Origin of the sequence: Bacillus cereus, assembly GCF_002577405.1 — a bacterium.
GTDB lineage: Bacteria > Bacillota > Bacilli > Bacillales > Bacillaceae_G > Bacillus_A > Bacillus_A cereus_AU.
On record NZ_NULR01000002.1, the window covers coordinates 262,477 to 280,823 of the forward strand.

Sequence of the window (18,347 nt, forward strand, 5' to 3'; positions counted from 1 at the left end):
TATAAAGGTCAGTCTTTCGGATTTAAACTCAATTACTTTAAGTTTTCTACAATACCACCAGATGTTTTTCCACGGACTGGAATACCACCGCGACCGGCTTTACCTGTTTTCTCATCAATAAACATCGCGAAATCATTTGCAATTTCTCGGCCATTTGGCATCGTGAGCCATAATCTTAATAAATGGCGTTTTCGTTCCTGTTCTTCATAGTCTTCATATTGAGTACGTGAGTGAAGAACTGTATAATTATTAACGAATTGCATATCACCTTCTTCTAGCATCATATTATAGTGCATATTTTCATCATGAAGGATGGAATCCAGTATGTCTAAAGCTTCAATTTCAACTTTTGACAAATGGATACCCGTTTTCGCTTGTGCTGATTCAATAAATGTACGGACATATCTGCAGCTCAATTTACCATCATAGTAACTAAAAATTGGTGATGTAAATACTGGTGATTCACCTGGCGACTCCTCACCACGTCGATCAAAGTTGAATGGACGACAGAGAATTCCTAAATACTCTGGGTACTTCTCAAGAATTTCATTATAAACAGCCATTGAACTTATGATACTACTGAAACCCCCAGATTTCCCTTTTCGAAGGCTTAATAATCCAACGACATCAGATCCATCCGCGTGAAAAGGCAGATGCAATTTCGTTTGGTAACCGCGTACATTTGAATTTTCCAAACTCAGACCTTGATCAATGACGTGCCCTAAGAGGTCACCGTTTGCGTTTTGCGATACCGGAATGCCCATGTGAAGTCCGAGTCCCCAATAAATAGTGCTCACTTCTTCATCCGTATACCTTTCCATTGGCAATCCACGAATTAATAGAAAGCCCCTCCCATTCTCTAATTCTTCCACAAAGTATGCAATTTCGTCAGAGAGATCCGGAATCTGAAAGTCTTCCTTGTTAAAATTAGGTGCTTTTAAACCCTTTTGTTTAACAAGAAATAAAGCGCTTTCAAGAGATGCTATTGTTTTCTCAGACAAATAATAAACCCATGAATCATCTTTAGCTAGATCAATACCTTTCCACGCTACTGGTCCTTGAACCTTTTCCTTTAAAATGAGCGACATAAATATTCCTCCTTCAATAATATGGTTAGTTAGTTTCTTACTTAACTTCAATCAATTGTCTTAACTCTCTGCGCAAAATTTTCCCTGTTGAGTTCTTAGGTAACCCCTTAGAAAATTCCACTTGGCTAGGAAGCTTGTATTTAACCAGCTTATCCTGACAAAATCGGATAATGTCATTCATGGTGATTCGTTCATCATTGACTACGACATAAGCTTTTACTTTTTCTTCGTATTCTCCATCTGAAACTCCGATTACCGCCGCCTCTATAACAGCAGGATGTTGATACAGAACTTCCTCCACTTCACGAGGATATACATTGTATCCACCAACAATAATCTTGTCCTTCTTGCGATCCACAATATAGATGTATCCTTCTTCATCCATTGTCGCTAGATCATCAGTGTAAAACCATCCATCTATTAAGACCGCTGATGTAGCTTCCGGCATCCTCAAGTATCCATTCATTACGTTTGGCCCTTGAACTACTAATTCTCCGACTTCTCCTCTGGGCAATTCTTTTCCGTCCTCATTGACAATTTTGCTCTTGAGACCTGGTATATTTAGGCCGATAGAGCCTGCTTTGCGGGTTCCCTTTAAAGGATTAATAGCGACAAGAGGAGCCGTTTCTGAAAGACCATACCCTTCCAAGATAAAAACATTATATTTGTTTTCAAATTTTTGTAGCAGCTCGACCGGAATCGAGGCACCTCCTGAGATACACAAGCGAACGGATAAGAAATCTTCCTCCTTGGATTCAGGCAATTGCAAGATAAAATTATACATCGTAGGAACTCCAGCAAACACTGTTGCCTTTTTTTCTCGAATGGTATTGATTACATCAAGAGGGCTGAATTTAGGTAGGATCAGGACAGTTGCCCCGCAAGCAATTGGTGCATTCAGACAAATAGTCATACAAAAAACATGAAACATTGGTAGAACAGCTACTACACAATCTTTACCATGAAGCTCAATTAATTCTGAAATGGCATCTGCATTTGAAGCCAAATTCCGATGTGATAACATCGCACCCTTTGGTTTCCCTGTTGTTCCTGATGTGTATAAAATGACTGCAAGGTCTTCCTGATCAATGAAAGGGCTTAGCCAAACATTATTGTTTGTTTCCATCAGATGCTCCCATGTACATTCCTGATTCTCGGCATCTGTATAAATAACTAGCATTAGATTTTTCAATTGTTCCTTTACTTCTGATAACTTCGGTTCTACAGATACATGAGCAATAACCGCTTTAACTTGGCTATCGTCTAAAATGTAGTTCATCTCCTCTTTCGTATACAAAGGATTCATCGGAACAACAAATGCACCTAATCGTAAAATGCCGTAATACGTAATGAGAAATTCAGGGCTATTTCCTAATAAAAGAGCCACCCCATCTCCCTTCCCAATTCCTCGGGCAGACAAACCAGCAGCCAATTGATCTACCTGCTGATTTAGTTCTCTATAAGTAACACTTTTATCTCTATAGATATAAGCGATACTGTCTGGGAACTTACTTGCACTTCTTTTCAGATTTTCGTCTAAATTATAACTCATTAAATGATTCCCCCCTTTATTCATATGGAAGTGGTTGAACGATAACTTTTAAGAATATTCAAAATATTATTACGTTAAGTATACTTATAAATAATAATTAAATAAAATTAAAGATTTTAATTTGTAAGTAAGTATTACTAATATTCAAAAGGGATGTAGCCATTATATTGGAAGCCCTTCAGAATATGTGGGAAGAATTAAGAGGAAAATAACATTTATCCTCTAAAAAAGGACAAACCCATATCTCAGGTTTGTCCTTTTACTTATTTCTTATTTAACCCTTTTTCACTTAAAAACTCTTTCATATGCATTCTCTTCTCTTTAGACATAAACGAACTCATTGATTCCGTCCATGTTACGTTTTTCTTGTTTGATGATCTTTCTTTGTAATACGCGCTCATCGTTTCATCGTATTCGTTTAATAATTCATCGTATTTCTTTTCATCATACCCATTTTCATGAAGGATTGCTGCTACTGGTAAACGTGGTTTCACTCCATGTTCTTCATTTGGTACACCAACTGTCATTCCGAATACAGGATATACTTTATCCGGCAAATGCAGCAATTCGCTCACTTCCCTCGGGTTATTACGAATTCCACCAATATAACAAATGCCGTATCCTAACGATTCTGCTGCTAGTGCTAAGTTTTGTGCAAAAAGTGAAGTATCTACCGTCGCAACGATAAAGTCTTCTACTCCTTCATGTTTTATCTCTGTACCATGTTTAGCACATGCCATTTCAAGACGTTTTAAATCTGCACAACAAACAAAGAATGCTGCACAGTCTTTCACGTGACGATTTCCAGATAACTCTGCTAGTTTAGCCTTTAATTCCTGATCTGTTACATATATAACAGAGTACGCCTGTACAAAATGTGAGGAAGCCGCATACTGAGCAGCTTGCACCATTCTTTCTATTACCTCTTTTGAAATTGATTCTTCTTTATATTTACGAACTGAAACATGTTGCTCCATTTTATGTATCATCTCATTCATGAAAATCACTCCTTTTTTCTCTTCATAAAGAAAAATTAACATACCCTTTTCAATATTCACAACTTATAAGCACAAAAAAGCAATTCTTTTTGAATTGCTCTTTTTTAAAACGTCTATTAGTACGGTAAATGAAATTATATTAACGATAATTTCATTATATCAACGATTCGAAAAAGGATATCTATTTACCGACAAATAACGACAGATTTACATCAAATTATTTCTTATCTTATTACGCCGCTTTCAAAACTTTGATACCTTTTACGATGTTCCAAATGAAGTAATATATTCCTACAAGAATGAATACCGCATATGTGATAGCCATTCCAATTCCAGCACCATCAGATTGATTGAAGCTTAGACCGTATACGCCCGACACCGCTAATCCACCAAATAAGATTGCATACGGGAAAATATGTGACCAAAATGCTTTTTTCGCGTGATATTTCACTTCATCCTCCGCAACAAAGTACACGATAATTGGCAGTAAAAATGGTGCGAAAAATATACTAAAGTAACATAGTGAAGATAATATATTATTTCCTTTCATCCGAATCACCTCTAATGTTTTTTGTTATCTTTATTATGTCAGGGATCCACTTTAGAAACTATCGCTTTACCTTTCATTAAGATGACAGTTTTGTAAGATTTTCCTCATTAAAAGGAATCCCGCCTGAAATGTCAGGCGGGATTCCTTTTTAACTATATTCGATTCATAAACCAATATTGAGTAATTGCTAAATACTCTCGTATATTCGATTGAATAATAATCGGCTTCGGTGTTTTTGCTGGAAGACCTTCTAATGTCAATCCTTGTTTTTCTGCAATCTTTTTCGCTCGGAACATATGAAAATCGTTCGTTACAATCATCCCTTTTTTCATATATTCAGGGATAAGAGGTTTTGAGAATTTAATATTTTCATCTGTACTTGTCGACTTGTCTTCCATTAAAATTCGGTCTTCTGCAATATTTTGTTTCATTAATCCTTGTTTCATCGCTAATGCTTCTGTAATATCTTCTCCTTTTCCTTTTCCTCCAGACACAATAGCGATTGTTTTATCATGTGATTTTAAATACTCAGCTGCTTTATCAATACGATATTGCAATGAATAAGACGGTTTCGTTCCATTTACTTTCGATCCGAGTACAATTATATAATCAGCATCGTAGGTCGCATTCATATGCCCATGCTTATAAATGTTATATTGTAAAAACCCCGCATACACGGCGCAAATCATTATAACAACTAAAATGTACTTAATTATTTTCTTCTTTCTCATATTCATATACTCCTATTTTCTTTACTTTCTTCATGATAATATCCATTTATTTGTTTGTATACAGATAAATTCCAATTAACCCTAATTTATCCTCCTAAAGGTAATATTTCTATTACTTTCGGGAATAGTAAGTACAACTTCGCACGAAGGAGTGTCCCTATTGCTTCTCTTTTTATGTAACGTATCAGTCTTTTTCATCTTATTTTTACTATCACTTAAGTTACTCGGAAAATCCGCATTAGCACAACTAACTCCTCATGATTTTGGGGCTATTATCTTTTTATCTTATTTAGCTTTTCAAGCTATACCAGTCTCTGGTACTTTGCAAGCCTTTCTCGGTATGGTTGTTATTACATGTTTGCATTTGCTCCTTACGAAATTAAGCTTATTCAACAAACTAAATCGTTTCATTCTCGGACACCCCATCATTTTAATTAAACATGGTGATATAATTTTTGAGAACTTACAAAAAAGCAGATATCCAATCGCTGAATTACTTTCTAATCTTCGCGTTGCAGGATATCCAAGTGTTCATGAAATTGAATATGCAATTTTAGAAGCGAATGGAGCTATTAGTATTTTACCAAAGAGAGAGCTTGTACCATTAACTCCAAAAGATTTAAACATTGATGTTACATATGCTGGATTACCTATCGCCCTTATCGTTGATTCACAAATTCAATACGATAACTTAAAATTAATTCATAAAGACGAAAAGTGGTTGTATAAAGAATTAAAAGAAAAAGGAATTACAACTATTAAAAACGTTGCTTTTGCGTCTGTTCAAGAAACGGACGGATCATTTGCTATTAGTGTAAAGGAATAAAAAAATCCCCTTAATTGTTTAAGGGGATTTTCTTCATCATATTGCTTCTTTCTCTCCTGCCATGTTTAATGGAACAGGATGTTTCATACGATTCATCGTAAATACGATAATCGCTGTCATTACTTCCGCAACAGGCATAACGAGCCAAATTCCATTTATACCAAATAATTTCGGCATAATCCATAACAATGGAATAATAAATAGTAACCCGCGGCTCATTATAATAAGTACCGATTTTTTCGTTTGTCGCACTGATTGGAAGTACTCTCCATACACAATGTTATAGCCTAAAAATACGTATTGGATAAAGAACAAGCTAATACCTGTTAATGTTAACTCCAATAATTCTGGAGATTGGACATCAAATAGACCGATGATATATTTCCCGAAGAATAATCCGACAATTATCGCAACGCCCCCGAGTACAACTGCAATTTTTACAGCAAACTGCAATCCTTCACGAAGTCTCTCTGATAAATTTGCACCGTAATGGAAACTAGCAATTGGTTGCAATGCAGCACCTACACCGAAGAATAATAGCAATGTCATTGCATGAATACTATTCACCATCGCATAGGAAGCAACACCTACTTCTCCTGCATATTGGACGAATGCGATATTAAAACCAATCGTTACGATTGCTACCGTACTTTCAGCTGTAAAGCTCGGGAAACCTATTACCATAATTTGTTTAATTGTATCCCATTCAAAATGGAATTTCGTCCACTTTAAAATACTATTTTTTCTAAAGAAGTGGGTTAATAATACAAGGAAACCAATCGCTGCCGAAAGAATAGTCGCTGAAGCAGCACCTGTTACGCCCCATCCCAAAATAAAAATAAAGATATAGTCAAACACTATGTTTAATATAGCCGTTACAACAAGACCTGCCATTGCTAAATTAGGATTTCCATCATTTCGTATAAATGTACTTAAAATATTTTCTAAAACGTATATCATTCCAAATGTTAATAACACGTGTAAATAGTCTAACGCATATGGTAAAATCACTTCATTTGCACCGAACAGATTTGCTAAATCTTCTATTCTCCATAAGCAAATAGCCGCTAAAACACCTACGATAATAACTGCCACTGTCATAGATTGAGTAAAAATAGATCTTGCTCTTTCTAATTTATTTTCACCTAGTGCAATGGAATATAACGTTGCCCCGCCCATTCCAATCCATAATGAAATCGAGAAGAAAATTGAAAACGCTGGAATCGCCACGTTTACCCCTGCTAAACCGTTCGCTCCAACTCCCCTACTGATCATGACCGCATCAATCACAATATTAACTGACATTAATACCATTCCAAGAACAGCTGGTATTAAATAAGAAATAAATAAACTTTTAATTGGTTTTTCTCTTAATTTTTCTGTTGCTTCCATACTATTGCTCCTTTTTTCAACGCTCTGTTCACAGTTTAAACCTTCAAGTAACTTGAAGGTCAAGAGAGAATTGAAAAATAGGTAACTGAATTATACTAATAAATATTAATCTGTAATCCACTCAAAGGTTTTCACCTTATTTTTCTACTACAGGAATTTGAATTTCTGTTACTTGCTCATCTGGATTTTCTGTTACAGACCAATCAATCAACCCAATCTCAATCGAATCTCCATTCACTTCGTAACCTTCTTTATCAATGTATGTAAGTAACTTCTTATACGTTGCATCTGTTTCTTCATACGGTCCATGATGATAAGAACAAGCAAATAAACCTTCTTTAATTTCATCTGAACTATGCAATTCATACGGCATATAATCCAAAAGAATAAACACACTGCTATACGCTTGAAACTCCTTTTGCATTAATGCTTTTTTTGAAATTGTCACACCTATATCTCCTGAAAATAGACTATCATCAATTTGCTTCATATTTTTTTGAAGCGAATGGATATAATATTCAAACATATCATCTGTCGTATTCGGCGCCACTGCAATCGCGGTTATTTTTCTTTTCGGTATCTTTTTCATAACAATTCGATCTGTTTCCGCTTTCGTCGCCTTCTTTATTAAATGAATTCTATGTTCCATTTTCGCCAAAGCATACTCAACTTCTCTTTGTTTTTTCAGCATCAGTTCTTGTTGCTTTTCAAGTAAATTGAGTGCGTAATCTGGATTTCTTTCATCAATATATTTCTTAATTTCCTTTAACGGAATATTTAACTGCCGTAAAAATTTTATCATATCCAATAGTGAAAACTGATCGATTGTGTAATAGCGATAATTCGTTTGCGGATCTACAATAGACGGATGAAAAATTCCTTTTTCATCATAATAGCGTAAAGTAGATTCCGCTATATTATGCATTTTTGCCATTTCTCCAATTGTAAAACGTTTATTTAATAACATATACCCTACTCCAATTCGTTAAAAATGTAGCCTTATTTCTTCTTATTATATAGTGATTACCTCCATACCTAAATCGAATCCTATCATGAAAATCTGCTATTTTTTCATTGATTTTTAATAAATTTTATTATATATTAATTACAGGTTCAAATTACAAGTTCAAAAGAACCTGTAATAAGATCCTTTGTTTAATGGGTTTTTACATATTTTCATTAGGCAAATTCCGAGAAATCGTTTAATAAAAATACAAAGTGATAAGGAGAGGATTAAATGGAATTCGAATTTTTCTTTCAAATCGCACTTATTTTATTAAGTACAAAGCTTGCTGGTGATCTTAGTGTTAGATTAGGCCAACCTTCTGTACTTGGTAAATTAATTGTCGGTATCGTTATCGGTCCAGCTGTATTAGGTTGGATTGAAAATTCAGAGCTTCTAACGCAATTAAGTAATGTCGGTGTTATTCTTTTAATGTTTATGGCTGGACTTGAAACAGACTTAGAGGAATTAAACGCAAATCGTAATTCTTCTTTAGCTGTTGCACTCGGAGGTATCATTCTTCCATTCGTAGGTGGTTACGTTTCCGGCCTTGTTATGGGAATGGAACAAGGGAACGCTGTCTTTTTAGGGTTACTTCTATGTGCAACAAGTGTTAGTATTTCCGTTCAAACGCTACGCGATTTAGGTAAGATGAAAACACGTGAAAGTACAACGATGCTTGGAGCAGCTGTATTCGATGACATTCTTGTTGTTATTTTATTAGCATTTGCAATGAGCTTCTTAGGTACAGATGATGTTAACTTAACAATGGTTATCTTGAAGAAAGTAGTATTCTTTGCTTCTATTATTTTAATCGGTTGGAAAGGTGTTCCAGCGATTATGCGTTGGTTATCACCACTACGCGTATCGGAGTCTATCATTAGCGCAGCACTTATCATCTGTTTCTCATTCGCATATTTCGGCGAACTATTAGGAATTGCTGGTATTATCGGTGCTTTCGCAGCTGGTATCGCTATTTCTCAAACGAACTACAAACATGAAGTAGAAAAGAAAGTAGAACCAATCGCTTACGCTATGTTCGTACCAATATTCTTCGTTAGTATCGGTATGAATATTACATTTGACGGTATTGGTGATCAATTTTGGTTCATTTTAGCATTAACAGTTATCGCTGTATTAACGAAACTAATCGGTTGTGGATTCGGTGCACGCATGACTGGATTTGATGCAAAGTCTTCTGCAATTATCGGTGCTGGCATGGTTTCACGTGGTGAGGTTGCACTTATCATCGCAGGAACAGGACTTTCTTCTGGCTTATTAGCACAAGATTATTTCACAGCTATCGTTATTGTCGTTATTTTAACAACAATGATTACACCACCAATGTTAAAATACACTTTTGGTGCTAAAGATAAAGCAATGAAAGCAAGTAAATAACTTTACTATAATAAAAGGAGATTACTATCTTATAGGATAGTAATCTCCTTTTTACTAGTTAAATACGTTCCATCGCCGTCTTCACTGTTCCAACAACGAAAGCAATTTCTTCACTTGAAATAACAAGAGGCGGTGCTAATGTTAAGACATTATTATAGCCGGCCGTTGTCATACCATTGCGTCCGATAATTAATCCCTTTTCTTTACAAGCATTTACAACACTTGCAATTTTATCGTTATCAATTGGCTCTTTCGTCTCTTTATCATTTACTAGCTCAATTCCAACTAATAGCCCTTTCCCTCTAATATTCCCAACAAGCGGATGTTCTCCAATTTCTTCTTTTAATTGATTTAATAAAAGTGAACCCATTTGTGCAGAGCGCTCAATTAAATTTTCATTTTCCATAATTTCTAAATTTTTAAGCGCTAATGCACAAGCAGCTGGATTCCCACCAAATGTATTAATATGGCGGAAGAATTCATATTCTCCCGTTCCTTTAAATGCTTCATATATTTCTTTTTTCACAGCTGTTGCAGATAATGGTAAGTATGCACTCGTAATCCCTTTTGCCATCGTAATAATATCTGGCTTTACATCATAATTCATAAATCCAAATGCTTTTCCTGTGCGCCCAAAACCGCAAATAACTTCATCACTAATGAGTAACGCCCCGTGTTTTTGACACGTTTCATGAACAGCTTTCATATAGTCTTGTGGCGGCATTAATATGCCTCCTCCTGTAATAATTGGTTCCATAATAAAAGCTGCAATCGTTTCACTTAATTCCCATGTCATAACACGATCTACTTCTTTTACACATTCTACATCATAAATATTTTGTGACTCCATTTCTGGCATGCGGTAGCAATCCGGCGGCGTTACATGTAAAAATCCTGAAGCAAATGGCTCATATTGATATCTGCGCTGTGCTTGTCCAGTTGCTGCCATCGTTGCCATTGTATTTCCATGATACCCACGGTAACGTGACATAAATTTATAACGATGTGGCTCACCTTTTTGAGCATAATATTGCCTTGCTATTTTAAAAGCTGTTTCATTCGCTTCTGAACCACTATTAGAGAAGAATATAACATACTCTCCACCAAGCCACTCATTTAACTTTTCTGCAAGCTTTATAGCCGGCTCATGTGATTGTGACATCGGAAAGTATGATAACGTTTGTAATTGTTCATAGGCCGCCTCTGCAAGCTCTTTTCTTCCGTATCCACTATTCACACACCAAAGACCACTCATACCATCTAAATATCTTTTCCCTTGTATATCTTCAACCCAGCATCCTTCTGCTTTTGCCCCTACCATTGTATTATTTGGACTAAAGGGACGCATTCCGTGCCAAACATATTGCTCATCTTTTGCTAATAATTCATCAGTTTGTTTCGTTTTCATCATTTCTTCCACCTTCCATAACAACTTATTTTTCACAAAAGCTGCACTGGTGCCATGATGATTTAAATTTCTCCCTGCTATTTTCATTCCACAAAACAAAGACAAATCCTACCCAAAATAAAGTAATATTTATAATAAAATGCCAAAAGAAAAAGGAGCTTTTCTTATATATCGAAAAGCTCCTCTTTTTTTAATGTGAAGATGCATCGCTAATACCATGACCAGTATTAGATTTCACAAGAATTTCATCAAATTTCGCTGCGTCCTCTTTCTTACTGGATAAAACAGTTCCTAAATAGGCTGCAAGGAATCCAAGCGGAATAGAAACAATTCCAGGTGTCGTATATGGGAATATCGCTTCCCCGACAAAAATAGCTTTTCCAGCTACAGGATTCCAAACGTTTGGACTTAACGCTACGAGAACGATTGCTGACACAAGACCTACAATCATACCAGAGATCGCACCCGTTGTGTTAAAACGCTTCCAATATATTGTAAATAATATAACTGGTAGGTTTGCACTAGCAGCAACTGCAAATGCTAGTGAAACTAAAAATGCTACGTTCAATGTTTGAGCAAATAACGCTAGTATAATAGATAATACCGCTACTCCAATAGACGCATAACGAGCCATGGATACTTGCTCTTTTTCCGTTGATTTCCCTTTACGAATAATCTCATTATAAAAATCATGTGCGAAAGCTGATGCTGCTGTTAATACAAGCCCTGCCACTACAGCTAAAATAGTTGCAAAGGCGATTGCTGATACGAAAGCAAATAAGAAATCTCCACCTAACGCTTTAGCTAATAGAGGTGCTGCCATATTACCAGCAGGGTTCGCTTTAATAATTGCCTCATTTCCTACAAACGCCGCTGCTCCAAACCCTAGGAAAATTGTCATAATATAAAACGCACCAATTAACCACGTAGCGTACACAACAGATTGACGTGCCGTTTTTGCATCACGTACTGTAAAAAAGCGGACAAGAATATGCGGTAATCCAGCTGTACCAAGTACTAGTCCTAAATTTAAAGAAAGTGTATCGAGACCATCTTTATACTTTACTCCCGGATTTAAAAATGAATCTTTTAATGGAGTAGCTGTTTTCATTTGAGCGAACATTTCAGTTACACTGAAATTAAATTTTGAGAAAACGATAACAGAAATAATAAATGTACCAGCCATAAGTAGTACAGCTTTAACAATTTGTACCCAGCTCGTAGCAGTCATACCACCAAAAATAACATACACTGTCATAAGTGTGCCCACGATTAATACAGATGTCGTATATTCTATGCCTAATAATAATTTAATAAGTGCACCTGCACCAACTAATTGTGCAATCATATAAAAAATTGAAATCGTCATCGTATTAAGCGCGGCAATACCACGAACTTTTTTCGCATCAAAACGTGCGGCAATCATATCAGCAAGCGTGTATTTCCCTAAATTTCTAAGCGGTTCTGCAACGAGATATAGTACAACTAAATAAGCAACTAAAAAGCCGATACTATAAAAGAAGCCATCAAATCCAGTTAGCGCTATTGCTCCAGCAATACCGAGAAATGAAGCAGCAGACATATAATCCCCAGCAATGGCTAGACCATTCTGCCAACCCGTTAATCCTCCTCCAGCCGTATAAAACTCACTCGCATTTTTCGTTTTTTTCGATGCAAAATAGGTTATAACGAGCGTACCGAGGACGATAATTAAAAATAGTGCAAAAGCAGTCGTATTCAAATTCAGCCCCTCCCCTTTTGCATGTCTTGCAGAATTTTTTGTGAGATTTCATCAAATGATTCTGCTTTTTTGCTATAAATCATACATAATGCCCATGTCATTATAAATTGTGCAAAAGCAAATACCCATGCCCATGTAACATCACCAAATGCTGGTGTATTGAGCACTTTTGAATATGATGTTAATATTGGGAGCGCAATAAAAAAACTTAAAAAGAAAATACTCATCGGAACAATAAACTTCTTTTTCGTATTTAATAGTAATTGAAACTCTTCTGACTGAACAACTTCTGTATAATTCACTTCATTTTGCAACTTACGTGCTGACGTATCATCTCGTTTCATTCTCTAGTCCCCTCTCTTACTTAAAATACAATTCCCCCTTGCATGACAAAAGACAAAATTTTATAAATATTCAGAAACCTATATTCATTTTAGACAATCCATACATTCCTGCAAAGATTTTTCGATAGACATTTTTCGTCAATTTCTCCAAAATTTTTAATATACTTTTTCAAAATAAAGTGTAACTTGATTCCATAGAGATTTTGTACACTCCACACGGATTAATAGCCCAGTTCACACAAATAGCCGCATGAAGTGAAGCTCGATAAATCTTTTCCTCATTAAAAATAGAAGTAGTGCTTATCGCACTACTTCTGTCTTTTTTTCCTTTTCTAAATTACGGGCTGTTTCGCTTAATTCAACTTCTTTCCCATCTTTAAGCGTTCCAAATATAAAATCGAACACTGGATTTGAAACACCAAACCAAAACTTTTCATTTTTATAATGGTGTAATATATGCTGTTTTTTTAACCATCTTCCAAACTTAGTGACGGGGCGAATCGGCTTATGTGCAATATAATGTTTCCATTCATAAACGAGGAGCATGATAATCATTCCGATTCCAAATGAAAGTGTAATAGTAACACTTTTTGTAATACCATATGCTATAAGTAAATATATAGTAAAGCTAGGTATACTAAACCATACAGGCAAAAATAAAAGTTTTAAATCATCTGGATATACGTGATGATCATAATGTAACCTTCTTAACATTTTTAATAAAAATGCATTTTTGGGTGGCTTTAAATGGAATAAAAAACGATGTGTCATATATTCGTTAAGCGTATAAAAAACAATCCCAAACACACATGCTAACATACCTATCCATGTAAAAAATTGCATTTTTAAAATAATGATAAAAATAAATAGAATACTATACATAATAACGATATCATGTTGCAAAAAGAACTCTTTCCCCACTCTCTTCATCTTTCTTCCCCCTTTTCCCCAAAAAACAGCCGCAACATATCGTTACGACTATTTCTTTTCTATTCCTATTTTATTCTTATTCTATTCACTTTACAAATTTGCCTGCTGCTCTATTGTCGAGAAAAAATTGTTCGACCCAAATATATTTTGCTTCGGAATAATATGTTCCACTGCAAATACTGTTACTTCGCCCCTTTGGACTTCCCCAATAATGAGCCCAAATAATTCATGATTTACCGCAAAAGTCGGTTGCTTCGTTTGCAGCAATCTTGCTGCAATATGAAATACTGCCTCATATAATGGATCCCTATCAGTAATTTCTTTTCGGATTTTTGGTGCTAACGTAATAATAATTTCTTTTCCGTCAATAGTGGTTCGATACATAAAAATCTCCCCTTCAATCTTATGTGAACAACTGTAAAGCCTTGTATGCAAAATGGATAGAATATCCTACTAAAATAATACCTGCTCCGGCTGTTATATAGCCAAGTGCTTTTCGCTTTAATAAAGTCCTTCCAAAATGTACAGAAAAAGCAATATTTAAGTTCCACAAAATAATACCAACAATAATGCAAAGACTGTACAAAAAAGCTTCTTGTTTCGTTACCTTTGTAAGTAATGAGCTAAGTGTACTTCCGTAAATGCCAAACCAAAAAACAAGATTTAATGGGTTTGATATCGCAATTAAAAAACCTGCCATAAAAGATTGTTTAAGGCCACCTACCTCTTCTTTGTTATATTCCATATTCGAGTGTGAAATTCCTTGTTTTACACTTTGAAACCCTAAATAAAATAACAAGAAAAAACCAATGCAATACATAAATGCTTGTACATATGTATACATAAACACAGAAGATAAACCGAAATAAATAAGAAGCATAAACAAAATATCAGCAGTCATTCCTCCAATTCCTACAATCCACGCATGCCAAAATCCACGTTCAATTCCTCTTTTTAACATTTCAATATTAATCGGACCTACCGGCGCAGCTAATGAAATACCTAACACAATTTGTTGTATAATTGCTCCAAACATCGCTCTATCCTTTCTACTTCCTTTACTATTAAGTAATGATGTGAATTTTAAAAATAGACTAGCTTTTATAAGAAATATTCACTACTAAAATACCCTTTTTTATCCAAAATATACAAAAGAGCCATCCAGATGACGGCTCTTATTTTTCTACTTTATGATGGAAAGGACATTTCCCTTTAATCGGCTCAATATCATCCCCAATGAAATATTGCTTCCATTCTCGATGATCAGGATCACCATAATGACTAATGTTAGGATGTTTCGGCAACTGATCCCACTTTTCAACTCGCTCACGAACCATTTGTCTTGAATACGCTCCTTTAGGACGATCTCCTTCTAATCCATCGAAAATAGTTCGTGGTTGAAACCCAATAACGAGAGAATTTCCTAAATGTCTAGTTTTTCGCTGTTTATAAGCCGGTGCATTCCCAAATGCAAATATTGGTTCACCACCAAATGAAAATTCCCATAAATAGTGGTCTGGATTTTTTGGAATTTGCTGCGGCCATGTTTGATCATCGTTTTCATGTAAATACTGTAGTACTTTCCAAAAATAATCTCGATAATATTCGAGTGATTGCTCTTCACGTTCAGGTTCTATAAATAGAAAAAATCCTCTTCTTACAAGCGGTCGTTCTTTCATTAACTCCAAGAAAGATAACATTGTATTTGACAAATGACCCCAATCATTATGAGAAAGAAACGAGTATCGGAGCTCATTCTTTTTTAAAGCTGTTAAACCGAAATAACATGGAAAAGTTGGTTCTAACACAACACTCGAAAAATTATGAAATTCTTCTGCAACCCATTTTGGTATGTCGGCTCTATTTTTCATTCCTTCATTATCTAATAAATAAGACTCACCCATTCTTTCACCTCATTATGTACAGCATTCACTTAAGAATATTACATATTCGGCTTGTCCTATACCTTTTAAAAATTCAGTTGAAAAATTATTTAAAAATACAAAAATTTAAAACCGCTTACTTGACTAAATTCTACCAATTCGTGTATATTTGAATTAATCATTTAGCAGAATATTCAAGATTATAGCACTTTTAGTTTATATTATCTTTTGAATGAATTTCACTAAATGAAAATAGTAAACGCTTTTAGGAGGAATTGTAACATGCAAGGAAAAGTAAAATGGTTTAACAACGAAAAAGGTTTTGGATTTATTGAAATGGAAGGCGCTGACGATGTATTCGTACATTTCTCTGCTATCCAAGGCGACGGCTACAAAGCTTTAGAAGAAGGTCAAGAAGTATCTTTCGACATCACTGAAGGAAACCGTGGACCTCAAGCTGCTAACGTAGTAAAACTTTAATCCAACATATGACAGGAGGTTACCTTACTTGGTAACCTCCTTTGTTATTCCTTTGTATATTTCCGTTTTACAGAGCAAAAACTATGTGAAATGCGCAAAATACAAAGGAGGCAACAACAATGGGATCACATGTAAATGATTTTGAAGAAGTAAAATTCCGTGTAGAAACGGCACAAAAAATGGTAGGTTCTGCAACAATTTCAATGGATCCAGACACATTAGAGCATGCCACTACTGCCGTAGAAGCAGCTCGCTCTCAACTTGAAATTATGAAATCTGTTGCGACAGATTTAGATGAGCCATTTCTAATGAATGAGGAAAAGAAATTAAGCAAGTGCGAGCATCAATTAAACGAAGCAAAGCACTAAAAAAAAACATCCAGAGAATTTTCTCTGGATGTTTTTTTATGACAACTGTTCTCCATACTTTTTCAATGTTTCTCCAACTGTACATTGCCTAATACAAAATGAATGGGCGTAATATTTACTATTTGTCTTTCGATTATGTTCTCGCAAAAAACATCCTTCACAATATGTTTCTAATAAGTCATTTACCTCCGTAATGAGTTGCTTTTTATCCACCTTTGCACCTCTCTATTCGGTTATTTCTTTATGACTATCAATGACCGTCCCTTCTAATGCTTGCGTCGCTAATTGATGTGCTTCTTTATTTTGTTTTCTAGATATTGGCTCACATACAAGTTTTAATTTCATTTGCTTCGCCTTTTGTTCAATTTGGTCTAAATAATGATTTAAATGCTCATCATAGCAAGGCCATTCTCCGGACAATTGCTGCAGCACCACTTGAGAATCTCCGCGAAGTGTAACTGCCTCATACTTAATCCCTAATTCCTCGAGTATATTCATACCGTATAACAATGATGCATATTCTGCTTCATTATTATCATATATACCTTCCATATATGCATTGCGGCGAATTCGGTAGTTTGTATTTCCTTTTTTATAGTACACACATATACCGACTCCAGCTTCTTTCGTCTGTAAATCATACCCACCATCAAAATAAACGTATATTTCTTGAAGCTCTTCCTCCACTTGTTTACTCAGCTTTTTCATTTCCTTTAATGACCATTCTGCATCCATTTCATCGTAAAATGAAAGTTCTTTCACTCTTCCTGTTTTCTCGAAGTCCTCCGCAAATTGAAGTGCTTCCTCTATGTTCATATAATCTGTTGTTAATTCCGTTTGCAAACCACGCTTCGTTTTATACAGCCAATGAATTTTATATTTCATACTAGATTCCCCTTATGTAAGACTTCTTATATATTTTATTATATTTTATCAAGAGACACTGCAATATATTCACTATAATCACATACAAAAAGAGCTATCCCCTATAGGAACAGCCCTTTCATCTATTACATAAATCTTTCAAATTGTACTCGCTTATTAATCCAGTACATTACAGGCATACCAATTGCCATTACTACGAATTCACCCGCTGCACATGTTAACCAAGTCAACATAAATGGTAAATCAAATGCAAGATGAAGTTCGATTGCAATCATAAACATTGTAATCGTAAAGATCACTGTATTAAAAATCATACGAGCCCAAACACCTTTAATAAATCGCATCGAAATAATCGTTGCAACTAATGCAAGAATAGATTGCCCTACTCCAAATACTAAATCGTAAGCGATCATTGGTGAGAAAAAGAGATTCGTTAAAAATACACCTAATACAATTCCGTAAATTGCTTTCTTATTAAATACAACGAGATGATTAAACATCTCTGAAATACGAAACTGTACATTCGTAAAGCCAAATGGCTGAATAAGCATAGAAACAGCAATATATAATGCCGCTAAAATACCATTACCGACTAATGTTCTTATATTCATGACAAAATCTCCTTAGTTTTTTTACGTGGGATGGTTTCGAACCACGTTATTCGTTTTTTAAGCAACAAGATTACATTTTACGTGGTAGCCCACCTTTCGTCAATAGATTCCTATCATAAACTACCTTTTTTCTTTTAGACAACGTATAATGAAACATAT

General features: G+C 35.1%; 21 protein-coding genes and 1 riboswitch. Of the genes, 4 read left to right on the top strand and 17 right to left on the bottom strand.

Features of this window, described 5'->3' with window-relative positions; genetic code table 11:
* Positions 1 to 32: 32 nt before the first annotated feature.
* From COC96_RS04570 to COC96_RS04590, 5 genes are all read right to left on the bottom strand, one after another.
* Positions 33 to 1,088, bottom strand: a complete 1,056-nt coding sequence (locus COC96_RS04570; RefSeq protein ID WP_098267298.1) for a TauD/TfdA family dioxygenase — start codon at positions 1,086 to 1,088, stop codon at positions 33 to 35.
* A gap of 37 nt (positions 1,089 to 1,125) precedes the next feature.
* On the bottom strand, positions 1,126 to 2,640 hold the full coding sequence (locus tag COC96_RS04575) for a long-chain-fatty-acid--CoA ligase (RefSeq protein ID WP_098267297.1): 1,515 nt from the start codon (positions 2,638 to 2,640) through the stop codon (positions 1,126 to 1,128).
* Between the two features lie 263 nt (positions 2,641 to 2,903).
* On the bottom strand, positions 2,904 to 3,638 hold the full coding sequence (nfsA, locus tag COC96_RS04580) for an oxygen-insensitive NADPH nitroreductase (RefSeq protein ID WP_141535947.1): 735 nt from the start codon (positions 3,636 to 3,638) through the stop codon (positions 2,904 to 2,906).
* A gap of 232 nt (positions 3,639 to 3,870) precedes the next feature.
* On the bottom strand, positions 3,871 to 4,188 hold the full coding sequence (locus COC96_RS04585; RefSeq protein WP_098267295.1) for a DUF4870 domain-containing protein: 318 nt from the start codon (positions 4,186 to 4,188) through the stop codon (positions 3,871 to 3,873).
* A 152-nt stretch (positions 4,189 to 4,340) separates the two neighbouring features.
* Positions 4,341 to 4,919, bottom strand: coding sequence for a YdcF family protein (locus COC96_RS04590; RefSeq protein ID WP_141535948.1), 579 nt, complete (start codon positions 4,917 to 4,919; stop codon positions 4,341 to 4,343).
* Between the two features lie 160 nt (positions 4,920 to 5,079).
* Between COC96_RS04590 and COC96_RS04595 the strand changes: the two genes are divergently transcribed.
* Entirely contained in the window at positions 5,080 to 5,745 is a 666-nt protein-coding gene (locus COC96_RS04595; RefSeq protein ID WP_098267293.1) for a DUF421 domain-containing protein, read from the top strand.
* Positions 5,746 to 5,781: 36 nt separating this feature from the next.
* On the opposite strand, the gene COC96_RS04600 is transcribed toward COC96_RS04595, so the two are convergent.
* Positions 5,782 to 7,137 carry an MATE family efflux transporter gene (locus COC96_RS04600; RefSeq protein WP_098267292.1) on the bottom strand — a complete coding sequence of 452 codons (1,356 nt, stop codon included), beginning with the start codon at positions 7,135 to 7,137 and terminating at the stop codon, positions 5,782 to 5,784.
* Positions 7,138 to 7,273: 136 nt separating this feature from the next.
* A complete protein-coding gene (locus COC96_RS04605) occupies positions 7,274 to 8,104 on the bottom strand; it encodes a MerR family transcriptional regulator (protein ID WP_098267291.1) in 831 nt (276 codons plus the stop codon).
* Between the two features lie 270 nt (positions 8,105 to 8,374).
* On the opposite strand from COC96_RS04605, the gene COC96_RS04610 reads away from it, so the two are divergent.
* The gene (locus tag COC96_RS04610) at positions 8,375 to 9,538 is read left to right on the top strand and encodes a cation:proton antiporter (RefSeq protein WP_098768376.1); all 1,164 of its coding nucleotides are present in this window, start codon (positions 8,375 to 8,377) and stop codon (positions 9,536 to 9,538) included.
* A 58-nt stretch (positions 9,539 to 9,596) separates the two neighbouring features.
* On the opposite strand, the gene COC96_RS04615 is transcribed toward COC96_RS04610, so the two are convergent.
* From COC96_RS04615 to COC96_RS04645, 7 genes are all read right to left on the bottom strand, one after another.
* A complete protein-coding gene (locus COC96_RS04615) occupies positions 9,597 to 10,946 on the bottom strand; it encodes an aspartate aminotransferase family protein (protein WP_141535949.1) in 1,350 nt (449 codons plus the stop codon).
* 190 nt (positions 10,947 to 11,136) lie between these two features.
* Complete coding sequence (locus COC96_RS04620) at positions 11,137 to 12,687, bottom strand: solute symporter family protein (RefSeq protein ID WP_218009834.1); 1,551 nt, start codon at positions 12,685 to 12,687, stop codon at positions 11,137 to 11,139.
* 2 nt (positions 12,688 to 12,689) lie between these two features.
* Positions 12,690 to 13,031, bottom strand: a complete 342-nt coding sequence (locus tag COC96_RS04625) for a DUF485 domain-containing protein (RefSeq protein ID WP_016088563.1) — start codon at positions 13,029 to 13,031, stop codon at positions 12,690 to 12,692.
* 300 nt (positions 13,032 to 13,331) lie between these two features.
* Positions 13,332 to 13,961: a sterol desaturase family protein gene (locus tag COC96_RS04630; RefSeq protein WP_098267288.1), complete on the bottom strand. Its 630-nt coding sequence runs from the start codon at positions 13,959 to 13,961 to the stop codon at positions 13,332 to 13,334.
* 90 nt (positions 13,962 to 14,051) lie between these two features.
* Positions 14,052 to 14,345: a cytoplasmic protein gene (locus COC96_RS04635; RefSeq protein WP_098267287.1), complete on the bottom strand. Its 294-nt coding sequence runs from the start codon at positions 14,343 to 14,345 to the stop codon at positions 14,052 to 14,054.
* Positions 14,346 to 14,364: 19 nt separating this feature from the next.
* Positions 14,365 to 14,997, bottom strand: a complete 633-nt coding sequence (locus COC96_RS04640; RefSeq protein WP_098267286.1) for a LysE family transporter — start codon at positions 14,995 to 14,997, stop codon at positions 14,365 to 14,367.
* Between the two features lie 139 nt (positions 14,998 to 15,136).
* The gene (locus COC96_RS04645) at positions 15,137 to 15,865 is read right to left on the bottom strand and encodes a YqcI/YcgG family protein (RefSeq protein WP_098267285.1); all 729 of its coding nucleotides are present in this window, start codon (positions 15,863 to 15,865) and stop codon (positions 15,137 to 15,139) included.
* Positions 15,866 to 16,126: 261 nt separating this feature from the next.
* Between COC96_RS04645 and cspB the strand changes: the two genes are divergently transcribed.
* Positions 16,127 to 16,324, top strand: coding sequence for a cold shock-like protein CspB (cspB, locus tag COC96_RS04650; RefSeq protein WP_001161731.1), 198 nt, complete (start codon positions 16,127 to 16,129; stop codon positions 16,322 to 16,324).
* A gap of 119 nt (positions 16,325 to 16,443) precedes the next feature.
* Positions 16,444 to 16,692, top strand: a complete 249-nt coding sequence (locus COC96_RS04655) for a DUF2564 family protein (RefSeq protein ID WP_097902247.1) — start codon at positions 16,444 to 16,446, stop codon at positions 16,690 to 16,692.
* A 36-nt stretch (positions 16,693 to 16,728) separates the two neighbouring features.
* Here the strand turns inward: COC96_RS04655 and COC96_RS04660 are convergent, their stop codons facing one another.
* The 3 genes from COC96_RS04660 to COC96_RS04670 all read right to left on the bottom strand — a co-directional run bounded on the left by COC96_RS04660 (position 16,729) and on the right by COC96_RS04670 (position 18,188).
* Positions 16,729 to 16,905 (bottom strand): zinc-finger domain-containing protein, encoded by a 177-nt coding sequence (locus tag COC96_RS04660; protein ID WP_000358801.1) that lies wholly within the window; start codon positions 16,903 to 16,905, stop codon positions 16,729 to 16,731.
* Positions 16,906 to 16,917: 12 nt separating this feature from the next.
* Entirely contained in the window at positions 16,918 to 17,577 is a 660-nt protein-coding gene (locus COC96_RS04665) for a ribonuclease H family protein (protein ID WP_098267284.1), read from the bottom strand.
* A 125-nt stretch (positions 17,578 to 17,702) separates the two neighbouring features.
* Entirely contained in the window at positions 17,703 to 18,188 is a 486-nt protein-coding gene (locus tag COC96_RS04670) for a QueT transporter family protein (RefSeq protein ID WP_001026466.1), read from the bottom strand.
* A 6-nt stretch (positions 18,189 to 18,194) separates the two neighbouring features.
* A riboswitch (PreQ1 riboswitch) is annotated at positions 18,195 to 18,239 on the bottom strand.
* Between the last annotated feature and the right edge of the window lie 108 nt (positions 18,240 to 18,347).